At 41.6% G+C, this 21,493-nt stretch carries 21 protein-coding genes and 1 tRNA gene; 10 read left to right on the top strand and 12 right to left on the bottom strand.

The features are described from left to right. The first annotated feature begins 208 nt into the window (after window positions 1-208). The 3 genes from recN (at window position 209) to VB693_RS18440 (ending at window position 3,755) form a co-directional block, all read left to right on the top strand. Window positions 209-1,954 (top strand): DNA repair protein RecN, encoded by a 1,746-nt coding sequence (gene recN, locus VB693_RS18450; RefSeq protein WP_323267525.1) that lies wholly within the window; start codon window positions 209-211, stop codon window positions 1,952-1,954. 142 nt (window positions 1,955-2,096) lie between these two features. Next, the gene (locus VB693_RS18445; protein ID WP_323267524.1) at window positions 2,097-3,440 is read left to right on the top strand and encodes a TMEM143 family protein; all 1,344 of its coding nucleotides are present in this window, start codon (window positions 2,097-2,099) and stop codon (window positions 3,438-3,440) included. A 72-nt stretch (window positions 3,441-3,512) separates the two neighbouring features. Continuing rightward, a complete protein-coding gene (locus VB693_RS18440; protein WP_323267523.1) occupies window positions 3,513-3,755 on the top strand; it encodes a GxxExxY protein in 243 nt (80 codons plus the stop codon). Between the two features lie 124 nt (window positions 3,756-3,879). Here VB693_RS18440 and VB693_RS18435 read toward each other — a convergent pair whose 3' ends face one another. The 3 genes from VB693_RS18435 to ruvB all read right to left on the bottom strand — a co-directional run bounded on the left by VB693_RS18435 (window position 3,880) and on the right by ruvB (window position 6,219). Beyond that, window positions 3,880-4,059, bottom strand: coding sequence for a high light inducible protein (locus tag VB693_RS18435; protein WP_323267522.1), 180 nt, complete (start codon window positions 4,057-4,059; stop codon window positions 3,880-3,882). A gap of 153 nt (window positions 4,060-4,212) precedes the next feature. Then, on the bottom strand, window positions 4,213-5,019 hold the full coding sequence (locus VB693_RS18430) for a tetratricopeptide repeat protein (RefSeq protein WP_323267556.1): 807 nt from the start codon (window positions 5,017-5,019) through the stop codon (window positions 4,213-4,215). Between the two features lie 99 nt (window positions 5,020-5,118). Next, window positions 5,119-6,219, bottom strand: a complete 1,101-nt coding sequence (gene ruvB / locus VB693_RS18425) for a Holliday junction branch migration DNA helicase RuvB (protein WP_237992830.1) — start codon at window positions 6,217-6,219, stop codon at window positions 5,119-5,121. A gap of 151 nt (window positions 6,220-6,370) precedes the next feature. Here ruvB and hisF point away from each other — a divergent pair, with 151 nt between their 5' ends. From hisF to VB693_RS18405, 4 genes are all read left to right on the top strand, one after another. Beyond that, window positions 6,371-7,144, top strand: coding sequence for an imidazole glycerol phosphate synthase subunit HisF (hisF, locus tag VB693_RS18420; RefSeq protein ID WP_323267521.1), 774 nt, complete (start codon window positions 6,371-6,373; stop codon window positions 7,142-7,144). Window positions 7,145-7,249: 105 nt separating this feature from the next. Then, window positions 7,250-7,444, top strand: coding sequence for a hypothetical protein (locus VB693_RS18415; RefSeq protein ID WP_190703821.1), 195 nt, complete (start codon window positions 7,250-7,252; stop codon window positions 7,442-7,444). Between the two features lie 95 nt (window positions 7,445-7,539). Continuing rightward, a tRNA-Ala gene (locus tag VB693_RS18410) sits at window positions 7,540-7,612 on the top strand. A 316-nt stretch (window positions 7,613-7,928) separates the two neighbouring features. Continuing rightward, entirely contained in the window at window positions 7,929-8,393 is a 465-nt protein-coding gene (locus tag VB693_RS18405; RefSeq protein ID WP_323267520.1) for a hypothetical protein, read from the top strand. A gap of 16 nt (window positions 8,394-8,409) precedes the next feature. On the opposite strand, the gene VB693_RS18400 is transcribed toward VB693_RS18405, so the two are convergent. The 3 genes from VB693_RS18400 to VB693_RS18390 all read right to left on the bottom strand — a co-directional run bounded on the left by VB693_RS18400 (window position 8,410) and on the right by VB693_RS18390 (window position 10,678). After that, window positions 8,410-8,808 (bottom strand): nuclear transport factor 2 family protein, encoded by a 399-nt coding sequence (locus tag VB693_RS18400; RefSeq protein WP_323267519.1) that lies wholly within the window; start codon window positions 8,806-8,808, stop codon window positions 8,410-8,412. Window positions 8,809-8,820: 12 nt separating this feature from the next. Beyond that, window positions 8,821-9,822, bottom strand: a complete 1,002-nt coding sequence (locus VB693_RS18395; protein WP_323267518.1) for a zinc-binding dehydrogenase — start codon at window positions 9,820-9,822, stop codon at window positions 8,821-8,823. A gap of 61 nt (window positions 9,823-9,883) precedes the next feature. Then, window positions 9,884-10,678 carry an aspartyl/asparaginyl beta-hydroxylase domain-containing protein gene (locus VB693_RS18390; RefSeq protein ID WP_323267517.1) on the bottom strand — a complete coding sequence of 265 codons (795 nt, stop codon included), beginning with the start codon at window positions 10,676-10,678 and terminating at the stop codon, window positions 9,884-9,886. 121 nt (window positions 10,679-10,799) lie between these two features. Between VB693_RS18390 and VB693_RS18385 the strand changes: the two genes are divergently transcribed. From VB693_RS18385 to VB693_RS18375, 3 genes are all read left to right on the top strand, one after another. Next, window positions 10,800-12,269: an amidohydrolase family protein gene (locus tag VB693_RS18385; RefSeq protein WP_323267516.1), complete on the top strand. Its 1,470-nt coding sequence runs from the start codon at window positions 10,800-10,802 to the stop codon at window positions 12,267-12,269. A 44-nt stretch (window positions 12,270-12,313) separates the two neighbouring features. Continuing rightward, window positions 12,314-13,237: a 3-keto-5-aminohexanoate cleavage protein gene (locus VB693_RS18380; RefSeq protein ID WP_323267515.1), complete on the top strand. Its 924-nt coding sequence runs from the start codon at window positions 12,314-12,316 to the stop codon at window positions 13,235-13,237. 179 nt (window positions 13,238-13,416) lie between these two features. Further along, the gene (locus tag VB693_RS18375) at window positions 13,417-14,238 is read left to right on the top strand and encodes an alpha/beta hydrolase (RefSeq protein WP_323267514.1); all 822 of its coding nucleotides are present in this window, start codon (window positions 13,417-13,419) and stop codon (window positions 14,236-14,238) included. Window positions 14,239-14,250: 12 nt separating this feature from the next. Here VB693_RS18375 and VB693_RS18370 read toward each other — a convergent pair whose 3' ends face one another. The 6 genes from VB693_RS18370 to VB693_RS18345 form a co-directional block, all read right to left on the bottom strand. After that, window positions 14,251-14,706, bottom strand: coding sequence for a RidA family protein (locus tag VB693_RS18370; protein ID WP_323267513.1), 456 nt, complete (start codon window positions 14,704-14,706; stop codon window positions 14,251-14,253). A 35-nt stretch (window positions 14,707-14,741) separates the two neighbouring features. Next, entirely contained in the window at window positions 14,742-16,130 is a 1,389-nt protein-coding gene (gene hisS / locus VB693_RS18365) for a histidine--tRNA ligase (RefSeq protein ID WP_323267512.1), read from the bottom strand. 249 nt (window positions 16,131-16,379) lie between these two features. After that, the gene (locus VB693_RS18360; protein ID WP_190703851.1) at window positions 16,380-16,826 is read right to left on the bottom strand and encodes a DUF3598 family protein; all 447 of its coding nucleotides are present in this window, start codon (window positions 16,824-16,826) and stop codon (window positions 16,380-16,382) included. A 55-nt stretch (window positions 16,827-16,881) separates the two neighbouring features. After that, window positions 16,882-18,315, bottom strand: coding sequence for a transposase (locus VB693_RS18355; protein WP_323267511.1), 1,434 nt, complete (start codon window positions 18,313-18,315; stop codon window positions 16,882-16,884). Window positions 18,316-18,528: 213 nt separating this feature from the next. Then, window positions 18,529-19,809 carry a 3-phosphoshikimate 1-carboxyvinyltransferase gene (aroA, locus tag VB693_RS18350; protein WP_323267510.1) on the bottom strand — a complete coding sequence of 427 codons (1,281 nt, stop codon included), beginning with the start codon at window positions 19,807-19,809 and terminating at the stop codon, window positions 18,529-18,531. A 112-nt stretch (window positions 19,810-19,921) separates the two neighbouring features. Beyond that, window positions 19,922-21,334 (bottom strand): aldehyde dehydrogenase family protein, encoded by a 1,413-nt coding sequence (locus tag VB693_RS18345; RefSeq protein WP_323267509.1) that lies wholly within the window; start codon window positions 21,332-21,334, stop codon window positions 19,922-19,924. Window positions 21,335-21,493: the final 159 nt, after the last annotated feature.

The following is a 21,493-nucleotide window of genomic DNA, read 5'->3' as shown; positions in this document are numbered from 1 at the left end:
GAGTAATTAATGACTAATGACCATTGACTTTTTTGCTACACTAAAATGTGCTTGCTAGTTCAATGGTAGTGGGTATTTGCCGATTCTCAAAAATCCTGCTTAACCTCCTGTAACTTCAAATCCCTTTGTTCTGTCACCTATCCCCTGTCACCTGTCACCTGTCACCTGTCACCTTTCCCCTGTTCCCTTTCCTGGAGACTTTGTTCTGATGTTGCTGTGTCTGCGAATTGAGAACTTTGCCCTGATTGATCAACTAGAACTAGAATTTGGCGCGGGACTGAATGTATTAACAGGTGAAACCGGCGCAGGAAAATCGATTATTTTAGACGCTATAGATGCTATTTTAGGCGGTAAAGTCTCTAGTCGCGCTATTCGCACGGGGACTGCTAGGGCAATGGTGGAAGGAACTTTTGCCTCAACACCGCCGTTAGCAGCTTGGTTGACGGAACAAGAAATTGATTTAATTGATGATAGTTCTATAGTTATTAGTCGAGAAATTACAGTCACCACTAGTAATATCCGCAGTCGATCGCGGGTGAATGGTGTGTTGGTCAACCGTCGGATTTTAACAGAATTGCGCGATCGCTTAGTAGAAATTACCGCCCAAGGTCAAACTGTCCAAGTCGGACAAGCCGCCCAAGTCCGTGATTGGTTAGATATGTATGGCGGTGAAGCTTTAATCAAGCAGCGTCAAGTCATCACCTCAGCCTTTAGTGCTTACCAACAAGCCCACACCAGCCTAGAAAAACGCCGCACCTCGGAACGGGAACGCTTACAACAACTGGATTTACTCACCTATCAAGTCCAGGAATTAACTACAGCCAACCTCAGTGATCCCCAAGAGTTAGAACAACTCCAGCAAGAACGGGAACGCCTCAATCATGTGGTTGATTTGCAACAGATGAGTTACAAAGTTTACCAAGCTTTGTATCAAAACGACGACGAAACCCCAGCCGCCGGCGACCTGCTGGGCGACAGTGAAGCTACATTAAATCACATGGTGGAGTATGATACCCAACTGCAACCATTGTTAGATTTAATTAGAGATGCTCAAACAGCATTAACAGAAGTAGGGCGACAAATCAACGCCTATGGGGAGAATTTGGAAGCCGACCCTCAAAGGTTAGAGGAAGTAGAAGAACGCATTCGAGAATTAAAACAAATCTGTCGCAAGTATGGCCCCAGTTTACAAGAGGCGATCGCCTACTATCAACGCATCAATGGCGAACTAGCAGAACTCAATGATAGTGAACAATCCATTGAAAGTTTAGAACAGCAAGAACAAGCTAGTTGGGAAAAATTAACTCAAGCTTGCGAAAAATTAACTAAGCTACGCCAAAAAACTGCCGCTACTCTAGAATCTCGCTTAATCTTGGAACTCAAACCCTTAGCAATGGAAAAGGTAAAGTTTCAAGTAGAAATTGTCCCCACTGCGCCAACTGCTGCGGGTGCGAACAAAATCACCTTTATGTTTAGTCCCAACCCCGGCGAACCATTGCAACCATTGACAGAAATTGCTTCTGGGGGTGAAATGAGTCGGTTTTTACTCGCACTCAAAGCCTGTTTCAACCAAACCGACGCGGCGGGGACGCTGGTATTTGATGAAATTGACGTGGGTGTTTCGGGGAGGGTAGCGCAAGCAATAGCAGAAAAGTTACACCAGTTAAGTCAACATCATCAAGTATTATGTGTTACTCACCAACCCTTAGTAGCAGCTATGGCAGATCAACACTTTCGGGTAAATAAGCAAACTATTACTCAGGGTAAAGGTAAGAAAGTCGACAATGGCAACACTGAACAGCGTACCGTGGTGCGTGTCACGAACTTGGATGATTTGACCACTCGCCGAGAGGAATTAGCACAGTTAGCCGGTGGTAAGTCTGCAAGTGATGCGATCGCTTTTGCCGAATCTTTATTAATGCAAGCGGCTAACCATCGTCGTGGAGTGGAATAAACACTCTCTACTCCAGAAAAATTGCTAGATTTACCACTCAAAATACTAGAATTAAGTTGTCAATGAAGACATCATGTCTGATGGTTGCCGTTTTCGTGGGGTTTGGCAAACCCATTAGTTAGACTCCGATTAATGTTTTAACATGGCTGTTTACGCAAATCGAGAGGCATTCATTCCCTACACTCGCAGCGATATTATCAAACTTTGCTTGCAAGATGGTCAGCTAAATGAGACTGATGCCCAAAAATTTCAAGATTTCTGCAAAATTCTCATTGCATACTATCACTTTCGCTTCCACAGAACCTTAGAAACTATCAAAGATAATTACGTACCCTTTAACCCCAATGCAGATATTCAACCAATAACTCCACCGACATTTGAGCAATATGATGACATGGAGTTGAATGTCGTTAATAGCTTTGAGCATATTGTGGAAAGAGCAAATTATATGCTTTTACCTGAATCGATTATCAAACAAGCACTAACAACTAAATCTCTAATTGATTTGACAACTCAAGTAAATTTTGAGGATTTTGACCGCTTTTTGTGTTACTATCGCGGCGATAATTGTAAAACGATTCTAGTAAAAAATTTGTTTTTTTGGAAAAAAGAAAAGATAATTGATATTTTTGAAAGGATTGTTTTATTAGTAAAATTTAAAGAAGCTGCTTACTTCCGTGCCAAAAAAGAAAAAATTCAAGATTTGAAATTTATTCCTGGTAAGATGTATGTTTATTTCTACAAAAATATTCCCAAACTAGATGTTGACTTACTCTTTCCTAACGTCGAAACGAGCATGACATGGAAAGATAGATTACTTTTTGGCATTCCAGCAATTGGGTCGGCAATTCCGCTAATATTAAGAACGTTACCGAATTTATTATTGCTAGTTGCGGCAATTTTTATAGTATTGAATGTACCATTTCTGGTTGAATCATTAAATGTAGACTTAGAACAAGTCCGAAATGTCATGCCTGTTTTGGTGGCAACTTTATCATTAACGATCACTTTGGGTGGATTTGCCTTTAAGCAATACACCAACTACAAGAATAAAAAAATTAAATTTCAAAAATATGTTACAGATACGCTATTTTTCAAGAATTTAGCTAACAATGCCAGCGTCTTTCAAATGTTTATTGAATTAGCAGAAGAAGAAGAATGTAAGGAAATAATTCTGGTATACTATCACTTACTTACCAGCCCCACACCATTAAACCCTCAGCAATTAGATGATCACATCGAAACTTGGGTGGAGAATAAACTAGGTACAAAGATTAACTTTGATATTCAAGGGCCTCTGGACAATCTAGAAAATATTCGTGGTCAAGTAGTGCAGAATAGTGAAATAACAGACAATTCCCTAGAAGTACCTTTACTCACCTATGATCATCAGGGGGCTTGTCACGTTCTTCCCTTGGATGATGCTAAAGCAGTGATTGATTACGTTTGGGATAATGTTTTTCGATATAACGGGATAATCTTGTAGGCGATCGCACTAGCACTACTACGCAAAAGTTAAAAATGAAGAGTTCCAAGTGCTGTCAGTGGTAGCGGGGCCTTGAGCTATTCCCGCCAGCAGTTACCTGTTGTTTATGATAATACTCGTTTAGACAGAGGTTTTCGCGTCGATTTACTCGTTGAACAATGTGTAATAGTCGAACTCAAAGCGGTAGAAGCAATCATCCCAATCCACAAAGCCCAGTTATTGACCTATCTGAAACTCTCCGGTTATCGTGTCGGCCTACTCATCAACTTCAACGTTCCCCTCATCAAACACGGAATTCAACGACTCGTCCTTTAAAACCTCTGTGTCTCCGTGTCTCTGTGGTAAATCTACCCTTAATATCCCCCGACCTTTTGCAAAAATTAGCATTTCACACCAAAGAGAAGGCCAATTTTTGCAGTCGGGGAAATGTTAACTCAATTTACAGGATGCCCCAAAAATGAAGGAATCCTTGACCTGAAAAAGCTTCAATCAAAACGACAGATAGGAAACCAATCATTGCAAAGCGACCGTTCCAATTTTCACTCTGAGGAGTGAACCCAAAACGCACAGCATTAGGATCTTCGGCAACAATGGGTGTAGAATTTTTGAAACCTGACATAAACAAAACTCCAATGTATTGCGTTGAACAGTTGCAACTGTCTGTAACGTAATGTAACAGATTTTTAAGAGAATGCAACATTCGATGCAAATAGGGGCATTAGGATGGGAAATATGCGGGAGATGAGATTTCCAATGCCTAATCGCCTTTTGGTTATTGAATTTTCAAGAATTTATCCAAAGCAGACACCATGCTAGGCGGCCAGCGACGGATATTTTTCACCCAGTTCATATCTTTATAGCGGCTATCCAAGCCATAGGCAGCCACCCAGTTACTTTCTGCTTCACCTTGTTGACCATTTACCCAATAAGCAGCTGTTAAAGCAGCACGCACATCAGCGAAGTTGGGGTATTTACGGGTAATATTCCGCATCTCGCGGATGGCTTGGTCTGTTTGCCCAGTTTCATAAAGAGCAAGGGCATAGTTAGCACGGGCAAAGGCAAAGTTTGGGGTAATTTCAAAGGATTTTTTATAATCTGCGATCGCATCTGACCATGAACCTAGACCTGCTTTGGCATTACCCCGATTGTTATAAGCCATTGCATCTTGAGGATCGAGTTCTAAAACATGATTATAATCTGCGATCGCATCTGACCATTTGCCCAACCCTTCTAAGGCTGTACCACGATTTAAATAAGGATCGGTGACATCTGGGGCTAATTCTACGGCTTTGTTGTAATCAACTAGCGCAGCTTCTAGCTTATTCTGACTCACCCGCGAATTACCCCGGTTACTCCATGCACCTGCATTCGTAGGGAAATTCTCAATAATCTTTGTCCAATACTTTTCCGCCGTCGCAAAATCACCTTTATTTGTGGCTGCAAAAGCTTGATTTGCCCACTCATCACCCTGTTCTAATTGCTCTTGGGTGATGCTTGGTTGTGGGGTTTGTGCCATGACTGGTGTACCCCAGCCCAACACAAGTAACAGACTGAGAACAATACTAATTAATTTAATCATCATGGGGACTGGGGACTGGGGATTGGGGATTGGGGATGCAGAGGGGCAGAAGTTATTCAATGCGTGAATTTTGAATTTTGAATTTCTATGCCCTATTTCCTATAGTAAAGACATCTGCTCATTGGGTGGTGTAAATCCCATGTGCTTGTATGCGGCTTTTGTGGCTGTTCGTCCACGGGGAGTCCGGCTGAGATAGCCAATTTGCATCAGGTAGGGTTCGTAGACTTCTTCAATGGTTTGGGTATCTTCACCAGTGGCGGCGGCAATGGTTTCTAAGCCTACGGGGCCTCCGTTAAATTGTTCAATAATTACACTTAGCATCCGGCGATCTGTCCAATCTAAACCGCATGGGTCTACTTGGAATAGTTGCAATGCCTCGGCTGCGACATCTTGGGTAACTTCTGCACAGGATTTTACTTCAGCATAATCACGGACACGCTTGAGTAACCGATTCGCAATCCGTGGTGTTCCCCGTGAACGGCGGGCAATTTCGATCGCGCCATCGTCAGTGACATTGGTTTGGAGTAATTGGGAACTCCGCAGGACTATTTTACTAAGTTCGTCAACTTCATAAAAGCGCAGTTTTTGAATTAAGCCAAAGCGATCGCGCAGTGGTGAGGTCAAAGCACCAGCGCGGGTTGTTGCACCTACTAGGGTAAACTTGGACAGAGGTAAACTCCGAATCCTGGCACTAGAACCTTTACCCACGGTAATATCTAGGCGGTAGTCTTCCATCGCTGGATACAGTATTTCCTCGGTCATCCGCGAGAGGCGGTGAATTTCGTCAATAAATAGGATATCTCCCGGTTTAAGGTTAACCAGCAGCCCAACAATATCCCTGGGTCTTTCTAAGGCTGGCGCACTCGTAATTTTGTAGTTGACTCCCATCTCGGATGCTAATATCATTGCCATTGTTGTTTTACCCAATCCGGGAGGGCCATACAGTAGCAAGTGATCCAAAACTTCACCCCGCGACTTGGCTGCTTTGATGGCGATATCTAAAACATCCTTGAGGTCTTTTTGTCCGATGTAGTCAGCAAATTTTTGTGGTCTGATACTTTCTTCTTGCTTACCTTGTTCATCAACAGCCGCTTCAGGTTGCAAAATCTTTTCTTTGGGTGCTGCTTTTGCTGACTCCCGATGCTGTTTTGGTTCTCCATTGGGTTCTGGAGGCTGTTTTTTCGAGGAGATGATCGCCATAATTCAGCTTTAACTTTCGGTTTAGGTCTGTTTGAGGGCAATCTCCGCCATAACACTGCACATAGACAAGCCTGCGAAGATTTTCGGCGGGAAATACCCACGTCCATTTACAATTTAAATTCCGGACAATTACCCAGGAGTTAAAAAATATATGTTATCTAAAAGAATCTTACCTTGTTTAGATGTCAAGGCGGGAAGGGTTGTTAAGGGAGTTAACTTTGTCAACCTCAAGGATGCAGGCGATCCGGTAGAACTGGCCAAGGTTTACAACGAAGCTGGGGCTGATGAGTTAGTATTTCTAGATATTACGGCTACTCATGAAGACAGAGATATTATTTTTGATGTGGTTCACCGAACTGCTGAACAGGTCTTTATTCCCCTCACGGTGGGTGGTGGTATCCAATCCTTAGAAAATGTTAAAGCTTTGTTACGGGCTGGGGCAGACAAGGTTAGTATTAACTCTGCGGCAGTACGTGATCCAGACTTGATCAATCGGGCTAGCGATCGCTTTGGTAATCAGTGCATAGTTATTGCTATTGATGCTAGGCGCAGAGTTGACCCTAATAATCCAGGCTGGGATGTGTATGTGCGTGGCGGTCGAGAAAATACTGGCTTAGATGCCCTACTGTGGGCAAAAGAAGTGGAAAAACGCGGTGCTGGGGAACTATTGGTGACAAGTATGGATGCTGATGGTACTCAAGCAGGTTATGACATTGACTTAACACGGGCAATTGCTGAGGCTGTACAAATCCCAGTCGTTGCTTCTGGTGGTGCTGGTAATTGTGAACATATCCATACTGCACTGACTGAAGGTAAGGCGGAAGCTGCTTTATTGGCATCGCTGCTACATTACGGACAGTTAAGTGTGGCTGAAATTAAAAATTATTTGCGCGATCGTGAAGTTCCAGTACGCTTGTACGCTTAATTCTAAAGCCATTATATAGATTGAGTCACATCGCCTCCAGTTAAATACAGTTCCCCAAAACAGTGTTAAGATTATTCCACATAGTGTTAAAAAATATTAAGAAATATGTTAATTCCTATTTTGTTATTTGATGTGGCTCTAGTGGCTTGGTCACTACACCTAATGGAGAAGGCCGTTGAGCATAAAGAATTTTCTCTCATGTTAGCCGGTACATTGGTTGCCCTTGCTGCCGCCGCGATGTTAGTTGTGTATTTTCTTATGGGGCATTGTATGAGCTATTTGTTGCAGGTCAACTATTAATTACTTAAGACCGTACTATATAAAGTTAATAATTAATTTGCAAAACCGCTTGACAATACACTAAATATTAAGAGATAATTTATAACGCAACGTAAGGGGTTATAGCTCAGTTGGTAGAGCACTTCAATGGCATTGAAGGGGTCAGCGGTTCGATTCCGCTTAGCTCCATTTACTAATCAGTTTAGTTTTTAATTTTGCGAACAATACATCTGTTCCCATTGAAAAATATATGTATTTTCTCAAAGTTAGCTTGATTCCCTCACCTACTCGAACTCAAGACAAGTTACTTGAGCCAGCCCGGCAAAGATTGTTTGACAATTATATCGACAAGCAAAAAGGGATATGCAAATTTTTTTTAATCTCATTTTCGCAGAGCTAATATATCTTGACTATGTTCATAAATCTCAAAATCTTTAAAGTCAAGTTTTGTGTTGTCTGAAAGTGATACTATTATTATGGTCGCTGTTATCAATACCATCCGTAAATGAACAAAACATTGGATGAAGAACTTTCCATAAAAATGGCGGAAAGCATCAAAAGTAAGGCTAAAAAGCCCTTTAATAATGCTTATAAAGCAGCATTGGCGACAGAGGGAGCTAAATATGTGCAAGGATTTTTGGTGTGTTGGGGTAAGCCACACAAGCCCATAGAACACAGTTGGATTGAAATAGAGGATAAAATCATCGATCCGACTCTACCGTACTTGCCCAAAAACTCCCAAGAGATGTTGTATTTTGCAGCTCAAAGCTTGAGTATGAAAAAGTTAAAAGCTGTGATAGAAGAATCAAAAGAAGATTATCCAGAAGATGATCCATTACCTATCTACGGTGATGCACCTTACGATTATTATGGTGATGTTATGTTGGGAGGGAAAGAATATTTAGAAGCTTATAAAGCAGCTGAGGCTAAATGCAAAGAAATTCAAGCATTAAAAGCTCAAAATAATTAAATGCGGTAAATCGGTTTTAGTAAGATTTACCATCACTACCAAAGTATTCTCGATAGCTACAAATTTTGTCTCCTCGTACATCAAAGGAAACCGCTATCCGATTTTTGTAAGGTTGTTCTAACAAAAGTCCTTCGTCCCGAAATTCAAAAACTACAGTAGTCTCATTACTAGTAATGTGGTCTAGAGATACTAGCTTGATTCCCGGTTGGAAGGATGCAGAAACATATTCAAAAAACTCCTTGGCGCGTTCTTTACCTTCATTTAAACCGTGGAATTTGCCGACTGGAAACCAAAAAGTAAAATCATCTGTCAGCGTATCCAGAAATGCTTGCCATTCCCCCGTTGCTAAACCTTGGGTAAAATGCTCAAATGCTTGATGAGCAACTTTTAAAGTATTTTCCGCATTTTGTGTCATGTATTTAAAATACTAAAACTTGACGACTACTTTGCCACAATTTTGACCACTTAGCAGATATTCTACCGCCGTGGGGATAGATTCTAGACCGTGAAATGGGGTGGAGTCCACAGATACTTTCAGTTTACCTGAGTAGAACAGATTTAACAGGCGATCGCGTGCTTCTGGGATATATTCTTTATAGTGCGGCATGAGAAACCCCCGCACGGAAGCGGCTTTCCAAAATAGTTGGTGATAAATGCGCGGTTGCATCACCTGTTCTATATTTTTCCCATACTCAGAAATGTAGCCAATATTAACCAAACGTCCTCGAATAGCTAAGTTATCAACGCAGGTATCAAAAACCTGTTTACCCACACACTCAAAAATTAAGTTAATCCCATTGGGGTACTCATGCTGGAGGACTTGATGCAGATTTTCTGTATGATAATTAATAATGCGATCGCAGCCTAATTCCCTTAATAACTTCCCCTTCGCCTCAGAACTACAAGTCCCAATCACATGATTACCTGCTAACTTCGCCAATTGCACCGCAATATGGCCAGTACCACCAGCCGCAGCCGTCACCAAAACCACCTCATCGCGTTGCATCTCCCCCACTTGTTCCAAAGCCACCAACGCTGATACACCCGTAGGTACAAGGTTGAGAACTTCCGGCGTTGCTTGGCGTACCTTCACCGCCAAACTAGCATCTATCACCTGATATTCCCGATAACCACCACCACGTAAAGTAGTGATAACAGCATCACCCACCTGAAAATCAGAAACACTTGCACCAACAGCCACCACTTCCCCCACCGCTTCCACACCCAAATCAAAAGGTGGAATTAAATTCACATAAGGAACTTCACCCCGACAGAGTAAAGTATCAAAACCTGCATTAACCCCTGCAAATTTATTACGCACCAAAAGCTCATTATTCCCAACTTCAGGAATAGTAACTTCCACAATCTCAACAGCCGAACTAAAATCTTTATCCAGCCGTTTAGCTATTAACTTCCTATAACTTTTCATTAGTCACTAGTAATTTGCTTTCACTATCACCTGTCACCTGTCACCTGTCACCTATCACCTTTCATAAAACCTTATCCCACTCCAACTGATGAGCCAAACCACACTTAATAAAATCTTCTTCCTGAGCCTGATCACTCTTACCAAAAACACCCAAACTATAAGGATTATCTTGCATACGTTGGGCAACTTGCTCTTGCTCAAATCGAATCAATTCCTCCCTAGGCTGATCCGGTTTAAAGAAGTCAACAACTAAAACAGTTCTATCGTAATCAGTATAATTATGCGGACAATGTGGATAACTATGATCTAAAACCATAAACTCCCCTTCATGCCAATAAAGCTGTTCATGACATATTTTCATCGCCACATCTCCCTGCGGCACAATTAATCCCAAATAGCCCCGATTCATATGAGGATTATAGTTAACGTGCAGCTTAATATCCAAGCCAGGATGGAATGTGCCGAAGTACACATTTCTAATCACACCATCATCAATTAAATTCACTTCTTCTATGAACTGAGCCAAATTTGGAAAATATTTTTCTCTTAACACCAGTGCTTTAGCTGATGCTTCATCCATTCCATAATCTGGATATTGGATTTGATGTACTTGAATATATTCTTCAATCAATAAACCTTGGAATAAAATCCCAAAAGCACTATATTTGGAATTACCTTTGGTTTTAATTGTTTTACTTTTAGGCCCCAAAACATCGTAAGTGAACTTTAATTCCTCATCAGATGCCTGATGAAGAAACCCAGTAAATTCATCTCTAATAACTTGCCAGTGGTCTTGCAGAATTTTCAGAAAAAGAAATGTTTCTGGATTGCGATGATACTCATTAAAACTTATCATTGGTTTTCCTCATGAAAATGATTGAATAAACAACTGTTAAATAGTCATGTATTTTAGCTAGCATTCCTGTAGGATGTGGAAATTACTGACTTGCTGTCATCATTTTAGTGTGAGGTCTACTGTGTCTGAACCTCCTATATTAGATAAAATTATCAAAAATGTCCGGGTAGTTTGTCCCCATCATGATGCTGTCGAACTACTAGATATAGGGATTAAAGATGGTAAATTTGCCCAGATTGCGCCTAATATTAACCCAGACCATAGCCAAGAAGTATTTGATGCCAAAAACCTCCTAGGCTTTCCTGGGGTCGTAGATGCCCATATGCACATCGGTATTTATCAACCCCTTGACCAAGATGCAGTGACGGAAAGTAAAGCCGCCGCAATGGGGGGAGTAACTACTAGCCTGAATTATATCCGTACAGGTAAGTATTATCTCAACAAAGGCGGCTCATACCAAGATTTTTTCCCGGAAGTATTAGCACTATCACAAGGAAATTTCTTTGTTGATTATAGCTACCATATCGCCCCTATTAGCAGTCAGCATATTGATGAGATGCAAATGCTGTTTGAGGAATATGGCATTGGGTCATTTAAAATATTTATGTTTTATGGTGGCTATGGTTTACATGGTCTTTCTGAGCAACAAAATCTTTTTTTGATGATTAATAAAGCAGAAAGATATGACTTTGCTCACTTTGAATTTATTATGCGTGGTTTAGCAAAGCTAAGAGAAAGCTACCCAGAAGCACAAGAAAGAATTAGCTTAAGTCTGCATTGCGAAGTTGCCGAAATTCTCAACGCCTACACCAAAATAGTTGAAAATGACTCTAGCCTCAGTGGATTGCACGCTTACAGTGCAGCACGTCCTCCCCATTCCGAAGGATTAGGAATTTGTATTGCCTCTTATTTGGCACATGAAACTAATTGTGCAAATATTAATTTGTTACATCTCAGTTCCCGTAAAGCAATGGAAGCAGCTTTAACTATGCAAACTGCTTTTCCTCATATCAACTTTCGGCGAGAAGTTACTGTTGGGCATTTACTATTAGATGTTGATACCCCCAATGGGACTTGGGCAAAAGTTAACCCCCCTATCCGTCCCCGTGTTGATGTGGAATACTTATGGCAAGCGGTACTCAACCATCAAGTAGATTGGATAGTTAGTGACCATGCTTGCTGTGCGGCAGAACAAAAAATTAGTGCAAAAGACCCGAATAATATTTGGTTAGCTAAGTCTGGTTTTGGTGGTACAGAATATTTACTTTCGGGTGTATTCAGTGAAGGTAGTAAGCGGGGAATGTCTTACAACCACATGGCTAAATTACTATCTTGGAATCCATCACGACGTTTTGGGTTATTAACAAAAGGTGATATAGCTATTGGTTACGATGCTGATTTGGTGTTATTAGACCCCAATGAAAGCTTTGTGGTTAACGCTGTTGAGTCGGAGTCACAACAAGGTTACACACCCTTTGCAGGGATGGAGTTAACTGGACGGGTAAAGAGTACCTTTTTGCGGGGAAATGTTATTTACAACAATAGACAAGTTTTAGGTTTGCCTACTGGACGTTATTTAAAAAGAAGTTAGAGTTATCTGACTGAGAAATACTACTTCGACCAATGGAGAAAGACATGAATAATCACCTACCACTCATTATTGAGTGTCGCAGCAACGATTCCGATTACCGCAAGGAAAATCCCAATTGCCCGTACACTCCACAGGAGATAATCCGAGAAGCTGTGCGTGCTTGGGAAGCGGGAGCATCTATCTTTCATTGGCATGGACGAGATCCATTCAATGGTCAGTGGATTAATGATGTTGACGTTTATCTTGAAGCTATTCAAGGAATTCGCGAACAGACCGACCTGATTATCAATCCTACACTGAACTACGTTACTAAAGAAAGTGAGATTAGCGATCGCTTCAAACATATATTAGCGGCGCAAAGTGATCCAGCACTGGGAGTTGATATGATCCCTTTAGAGTTTGGCTCGCTGAATATAGACTTCTGGAATCCACAGACAAAGGAATTTCAAACATACGACCAAGTACACATTAGCTCTCGCGCATACATATACGAAGCGTTGAAAATACTCAACGAAAACAACATCTTTGTCAGTACAATCTGTTGGGATGTGGGACAAATTCGGACAGCACGATGTTTTCAAGAAATGGGAATGCTATCACGGGATACTTTTTGGGAGTTTGTTTTCACAGGAGAAATCACGCCAACTGGCCTTTTGCCAACACTCCCCAACTTACAAGCGGTAGTAGATTCTATTCCCGCAGGTGATCAATGGTTGGTGATGTGCTGGAATGGGGACGTGATGCCTTTGGCAGCCTGGGCAATTACAATGGGAGGTCACGTTGGTATTGGACTGGGAGACGATCCCTATACCCGTTTTGGCCAGCCGCACAACGGCGAGTTAGTAGAAAAGGTTGTAAAGATGGCGCATACACTCGGCCGCGAAGTTGCAACACCAACGCAAGCGCGAGAAATTCTGAAGATGTCGCCGCGAGTTGCCCGCAAGGAAGAACTGGCAATTGCCAACTAAAATTTGTGGCGTTGCTGATTGATGGGATGAATTTTGTTTCGCGCATTCAACGGAGTTGTTCCCGTTCGCGAAGCGTCCCAAAGGGAAGGGTAGGCGCAAAGGTGCAAAGAATCAATCTTTGGCTTTGGTCAAAAAGTCTCTGAAGGGAAATATAACTGCGATCGCTAAAAAAGAATAGAATGAACCAAAAGATTAAACGAGCTTTTTTAGATACAGAAGATGGACAGATTCTTTATCGCATCGGTGGTGAAGGTGAATCTCTGCTGTTGCTGCACATGAACCCCCGCAGTAGTGATGAATATCGCGAACTCATGCCTATCCTGGCTGAACACAGACGAGTCATCGCAATGGATTTGATGGGGTTTGGTGATTCGGATAAACCACCGAGAATGTATACAATCGCCGATTACGCAAAAAATGCGATCGCGCTTTTAGATGAATTAGGTATAGAAAAAACCAGCATTATGGGAAACCATACAGGTGCTTTCGTGGCTGGAGAAATAGCAGCAAGTTATGGCGATCGCGTTGATAAACTGATCTTAGGTAATGTAGCTGGTTTCGGCGAGGGCGGACAAGCAGAGCTATTTAGAAGAGTTGAGGAAGGTTTTAAAATTAAAGAAGATGGCTCGCATCTCATGGAAAGATGGTTAGCCCGTTCTCGATACGTAGGCTCTGCCGAATTAAATCATCGTTGGGTTTTAGACGATTTAAAATGTTTTGGTCACCCTTTGTATGCAGTTTGGGCTGTAGGTAATTACTGTCTAGATGCACCAGAAAAATTTCGTGCTATTAAGTGTCCAACTCTCATTATTTGGGGACTTGATGACATGAAAGAATTTGAAAGATTGAGTTTAGCAAAACTCAACGATCGCTATTTTCTTTCTCAAGCAATTCCTCATGGCAAAGTAGCTGAATTTGAACACGGAACAATCTGCATGATGAATCAGATACCTGAAGAAGTATCCCAAGTAGTCATGGACTTTCTGAACAATTCAGAATAGTTAAGCCTCTAACTAACCTTCTAGAATTGCTGTACACTTAATCTCTATGATTAGTCCTGGTGTAGATAAAGCAGTTATACCAAACGCCGTCCAAGTAGGGAAGTTATAAGTGAAATAGCGGTCTTTTACTTCCATAAACAGTGGCAGGTGAGGAATGGTAAACTGCTGTTCTGAAGCATTTGCAGGTGGAACTTGCAAATTACCGAGATTCACCCCTGTTACATGGTAAGTAATCATCTCTACCACATTGTCAAAACTTGCACCTGCTGCTAAAAGTACCTTTTGCACATTCTCGAAAGTCTGGACAAATTGGGCTTCTATTCCCTCTACTACCTGGAAATCTTCATCCCGTCCCACCTGTCCTGAGATATATAATGTATTGCCTACCTTAATCCCAGGACAATAGTGAAACTTTTCGTATAAAATTTCCATCCCCTTGGGAATAATGACCTCACGAGTATTGCTCATATTTATCTATTCTCTTTTTTTCAAAATCAGCTTAATCATTGCAGCCTTCGTTTCACTTCTTCAGCCAAATTAGCTAATTCTACTTCTACTTGTTCGCCTGTTTTTAAATCTTTCAGTGATGACTTTTGCGCTGCTGCTTCTTCCGAACCAATAATGACACAGAATTGAATGCCTTGTTTATCGGCTAACTGGAATTGTTTACCTAGCGGACGCTTATCAAAGTTAGTTATAACATTAATCCCCGCCTGACGCAGATTTTGTGACACTTTTAAATAAATAGGCATTAAATCTTCTTGCATATTTACTACCACTACCTGCGCTGGAGTTGCAGCTAAGGTATTGAGAATACCAGCTTTTAGCAGGCGGCTAATTAAGCGAGTTAAGCCAATTGAAATGCCCACACCAGGCATTTTTTCACCTAAAAACGTCCCCACTAATTCTTCATATCTGCCACCAGAACAGATGCTACCTAAAGCTTCATGCCCTATCAGGGTGGTTTCGTAAACTGTGCCAGTATAGTAGTTTAAACCACGAGCAATCGCTAAATCAATACAAAAGCGGTTTTCCGGCACTCCCAGATTACGCACCCCGGCAATTACTGTTTCTAATTCGCTGACACCTAAACTAAATTGTTCACATTCTGGCAAGTTTTGTGAGAGGTGTTTGAGTTTATCTAAAACTTCATCAATATTGCCATCAATTTTGACAAAATCAATAATTTTTTGTGTCTGTTCGGGATTAATCCCTTCTTTCTCCAACTCTAGCTTAACTTTAGATTCCCCAATTTTTTCGAGATTATCGATAATGCCAACACAAGATTTAATTTGAGTTTCTGATATCTCTAAAGATTGAAAAAATCCCGTTAAAACTTTACGGTTATTGATGCGAATTACAAAATCACCAATATTAGCTGCTTCAAATATTTCTGTGATAATTGCAGGCATTTGGGCATCATATAATAAACTTAATTCCCGCCGCGCAACAACATCAATGTCACACTGACGAAACTGGCGAAACCTACCATCTTTTGCCCTTTCTCCCCGAAAAACTACATCCATTTGGTAACGAGCAAAAGGAAAGGTTAATTCGTTGAGGTGACGAGCAATATACGCTGCCAAAGGCACAGTTTGGTCAAATTTCAAAGCCCTGGCTTCTGAACCTGTTTCGCCGGATTTATCCTTCTCAGCTTGGCGATTTGGCGGCAAAATAGGGTCTATACCATAAATAATATTGTCGCCTTGATTACCTTTAGCTTGCAATACTTCTAAACGTTCGACTGCGGGAGTTTCAATAGGAGTAAATCCATAGCTTTCGTAAACTCTACGGATAGTATCTAGTAAATATAATTCCAAGCGTTTTTCACTAGGAAGAAATTCAGGAAAGCCACTAGGAGTAGAAAAGTTTATTCTGTCACCTTTTGCCATGAGTCTACCTTTTCAAGTTGCGACTTGAAATTATAACTGATATTTTGAGCCTATGGGACTGGAAGTCGCCGCTATACAAGCAAAACCCGCCTGTGCAGGTAAACATACCCTAAGTTTCTATTAGCAAAAATTGTAGGTTGGGTTGACGGAAGGAAACCCAACACCGAGATCAATGTGGGTTTCCAAGATTCATGTTGGGTTGCGCTGCGCTTAACCCAACCTACATTTAATGCTGAACATAGTAGCTTGCTATTTTAGCCTTTCTTCTTGAATTAGAGTACGTTGGTATAGTTGATGATTTTTAAACCAATGCCAAGTGCGGGCGCGATGGTTATTATCTGGACTAATATAAATCATTTCCGATAAGGATATTTCTGGAATTGTTTTGTATGAAAAGCACAAAATTATAGTAGATTCATCTACCTCCCAAGATTTTCCTTGAACGCGTTCTGTATCAAACCAAAGAGCTTGATCATGATATGATCCAGGAAATTGATGTTCTTCTTGTTTACCATCAGCCCACTTATAACGATTAATTTGATAGTAGGGATAGGGGCTATTGTCGGGAAATTGACAAGTTAAATGGGATTCATGCTGGTCAATAATTTTTCCTGATGTATCAACTACGGTATATGTGCCAATCCAATCACCTTCATGACGGACAAGTACAGGCATTTCTTCACGGATGTTAGACATGATACGACTCCTATCGATTAACTTTGACATCTCCCCTTTTTGAAAAAAGGGGATTCTAAGCGGATGTGGCTACGGGGGCTAGAAGCACCCCTAAGCAACGCTTACGATATGATTTATTTAAGATGTTAAACAAGTCATATCGCTGTGGGAGTGTCAAGCTCCCTCTACCCACCTCGGCTAAAGACAAACCTAGCTGTGTGGCTACTTTTCTTAAAATATTTGCAGCAGCAGTCGCATCTGCGGAGGTTAACAATCCCTTTGCCGATTTATATAATCCACGCTTTACCCTTTGTCCTGACGGTTTCCATCCTGCGGGTTTTTCACCATGCTTGTAGAGGCTATCGCCATCTAGGTAAGATGCTTTTGAGGTATATGCTTCTTCTGTTACAGTAACAATAATGCCATATTCATTAGCCAATTCCTTTAATCTTTGAATTAGTCTACCTGTTGGAATTGGGACAAAGTTCTGATTGTTTGCTTTACCTAAATTGGCATTAACTTTTTGCCCTTCATTCCAGCCAATAACTATATTTCCTATTCGGTCGTTAAGGCATCGATTAATAATAAATCTAGCTGCTTTGTTGATGGCATCTCGCATCTGGTCATTGCGCTTGCGTTGAATACGGTCAAGGTTAGCATCCCAATAAAAATCAGGTTTACCCTGTTTATGTTTGGCTACTAAACGACAATAACCTTGATTCATTGATTTTAGTTTCTTGCCATCAATAATTAAGCTTTTACCATGAGTTGACACACCTGTTAACCAATTCGTGCCACCGTGGTCAAATCCCCATGCTTGAGAATAATCAAGGTGTGGATTACTTTTAATTGGTTGCTTACCATCATCAATCACCCAATTAATCCAGAACTCACCGTAATAAGGTCTGATGGTTACTTCTTTTACCCATTCAGAATCAATAAAATCTGGCAAAGGTAGTTTGATATTTGTGATTAATTCTGGTTTAGTTTCCTTGCTAATCGATGGTTTGAAATAACCATCTTTAAAGCTAAGTGCTTGTCTTGGGAATGTTACTGCTGCCAAACCTCCTTTCTTACGATATTTAGGTAATGATGGTCTATCAACTTGAGGCAGTACCTTGGGCGGGTTTCCCGACTTGTGGCAACTGCTGTCTCCGTTGTAATAAGCCTTAACCAATCCGTTGTAACTGTTTATGGACTCCCCCACTAATTTCAAAGTTTGCTGTGCTGCTTGTGCTGCCAATGCTTTGTAATGGGGATTCTCTTTGAGAACTTTATCTAATTCGGGATAAGTTGTTTGGCAATAATAAGTTTTCCATCCACTACGCAATTCGTCACCATGCCAGTAAGTTGTAAAAGAATTGTCCATACTTTCTAGCCTTGCATAATGACTTTGGCGAGTATGGTAAAGCGCACAATTTATCAAGCTGTTTGAATGCTGGCATTGGTCAAGCCAGAAAGCTTTTTCTTCGTCCGTGAATTTAGCTCTAGCTGGAATTGTTCTGTACAATCTTTACTCACCTCTTGTTCAAAAGTATAGTTGAAACAACAATCAGAGTCAAAGCAACCGAATAGTATCGGCCACTTCCAAAGAATTAATTAAGGCATCGTAGCCCTGTTTGATAATTTCATTTTGAGTTTTCATCAAAGGATTTCCAAAAACTAAAATATATAATAGGGTGCGTCAGAGACAGCCTAGCGCACCGATAGAGATAACTGTTGACTATTGACCAATCATTTTAAAGAATCGGGTGAAGTAGTCGGGGAAAGTTTTTCCTGTACAAGCTGGGTCTTGGATCACAATTCCTGGGGTTTTTAAGCCTGTAACGGCAAAAGCCATTGCCATTCTATGGTCATGATAGGTTTCTATTGCGGCTGGGGTGATGGGGGTTGGTTCAATTTTCATCCCATCAGCAAATTCTTCAACTTTAACTCCTAAGCGACGTAATTCAGTGACAACGGCGCGGATACGTTCGGTTTCTTTGTAGCGGATATGTTCTACATTACGGATGGTAACAGGTGAACTGGCATAAGGTGCGATCGCTCCTAATGTTTGCACCAAATCCGACATATCATTCATATCAACGTCGATACCCTGTAATTGTTCTGGCCCTATAACTTCGGTATAATTTTCACCTTCTCGAATTTGGCAACCCATCTGTTCTAAAACATTCAGCCACAAAATATCACCTTGACAAGATTGTTTTGTTAAATGGTTAACTCTCACCCTTCCACCAGTGACGGCGGCGGCGGCGAAAAAGTAAGAGGCATTCGACGCATCGGGTTCTATGGTGTAATGTTGACCTTGGTAACGCTGGCCCGCTTTGATGTGAAACTGATGATCGTCGGTTTGGGTAACATCTACGCCAAAATCCGCCATGAGACGACAAGTCATTTTTACATAAGACTGGGAAACCAATGTACCCTCAACCTCAATAGTTGTATCCTGTTGAGCGTAGGGTGCAATCATCAACAATGCTGAAAGTTGCTGACTGGTTTGGTTAGCTTTGAGGCGAAAATGTCCACCCGCAAATTGCTGACCGTAAATAGTGTAGGGCATAAAACCAGAGTTGCCCTCAAAGTTAATGGTTGCCCCACCAGCTTGTAACGCTGTTAGTAAATCCCCCATCGGTCGTTCCCGCATTCGAGGAACTCCATCTAAGCGATATTCACCGCTTCCTAATGCTACTAACGCGGAGATAAACCTTGCGGCTGTACCTGCTAAACCTACAAACAAATCTGCCTGTTTAGCCGGAATTTCGCCCCCTTTACCTGAAACCTGAATTTGAGCCAGAGGAGAATTTAGCGTAATAGGAATGCCCAACTGTTCTACACATTTAGCAAAATACTCACTGTCTTCGCTAAATAAGGCATTTTCTAAAGTAGAGTTACCTTGAGCTAAAGCAGCAACAAGCAATGCTCGATTAGTAATACTTTTAGAACCCGGAATCTCTACTGTGGCATTCACAGGATGATTCAGAGCGGGGATGGTAATGGTATCCACTTTAAACCTCTATGTAGGTGGTCAGCTACAACTACACTATGTTCCCATATCTCGAATGCTGGTTGATCAATAGTTATCAGTCAAAAGTTGTTCTCCCTTGCTTCCCCAATCCCTACTCAAACCACCAAGGGTCACTGGTAGAGTTAGTTTTAATCAAAAATGCCTGTTTTCGCAGAAATCGCTTTAGGGCTGCTGCACCCATGCGAGAACCACCCAGACCTGAGAATTTAAATGCGTTTTTCTCTCCTTCGTGCATGATTGCAGTCAGAGCCGCATCATTAATACTAATAGCACCAGCATTGATTTGCCGACCAACGGCTAAGGCTTCTTCTTCTGAACCAGCAAACACAGCTGCACTTAGTCCATAGATGGAGTCGTTGGCTAAGTATATCGCTTCTTCCACACTGGGAAACGGCATTACAGGCATAATGGGGCCAAAAGTTTCTTCGGTCATCACTTTCATGGAATGATTAACTTGGGTTAGCACTGTCGGACGACACCACCAACCGCCGCCTAATTCTTCAACTTTACCGCCGCAGTGAACGACTGCACCCTTTTCTACTGCATCAAAAAGATGGCCACTAATGATTGCAGCTTGTTTTTCGGCAATGATTGGCCCAATTTGTCCCCCTTCTAGGGTGGGGTAAGCTAGCTGAAGACGATAAGCTTTGGCTACTAGTTGATGATAAAACTCTTCAAATATGGATTCAGCAACGTAAATCCGTTCAATAGAGAGACATGACTGACCAGTGTTGACAACTGCACCCCACAAAATAGCTGAGGTGGCTAAGTCTACATTTGCTGACTCTAAAACGATCGCCGGATCTTTTCCTCCCAATTCTAAAAACGCGGGTATAAAGCGTTTAGCTGCGGCTTCTCCAACTCTCCGGCCTGTAGCTACACTACCTGTAAAACAAATTAAATCTACATACTCAATTAAAGCTGCTCCCGTTTCTCCTGCTCCCTCTAAAAACATTAAGACATCCCGTAGGTGAGGGACATTATTCAGTGCTGTTAACAGAGGTGCAACAAAACGGGGAGCAATTTCACTAGGTTTCACAATTACAGCCGAACCCGCCAGCAACGCCGGGATGGTATCAATCATCGCTAGCAACAAGGGAAAATTCCACGGGCTAATTACTCCCACAACAGGGTAAGGTAAAGAGGCTTGTTGCAAAGAGATAAAGGGAATACTGGTATTTTTAGCGGATTCTTGCAATAAATCTGGTGCTAAATCACACCAACGGTCAATGCTGCCCAAGAAAGAATCAATTTCTAATATGGATATAGATAATCTACCGGTATCATTTACCAACGCGTCTGTTAGCTGTTGACGTGCAGATAATATTGCTTGCTTCCATTCTTGTAAGGCTGCGATCCTACCTTCTAAACCCAACTGATACCACTGAGTTTGCGCCCTCCGCGCTCGATTACATTGCTGTGCTAGTAAGCGAGGCGGCGGCGGGATAATCACATAGTCAAATTTTCCAGTCCGAGGATTACGTACTTCTATAGGGTTTGTCATTCTATTAATTCGTAATTTTTTAAATAAGCTATATCATAGTCTCCTCCTGACTTGCGGGGTGGGGTGCTTATATCCCCCTTAACTGAGAAACGCCATATAGCACTTATCGTTTGTATGTAATGCACTTTAACCTCTCTCCAAACCTCTCTCCTACAAGGC

Origin of the sequence: Anabaena sp. UHCC 0399, assembly GCF_034931465.1 — a bacterium.
Classification (GTDB): Bacteria; Cyanobacteriota; Cyanobacteriia; order Cyanobacteriales; family Nostocaceae; genus Trichormus; species Trichormus minutissimus.
The sequence above is the reverse complement of the archived record's forward strand: the minus strand, read 5'-3'. Positions and strand labels throughout refer to the sequence as shown.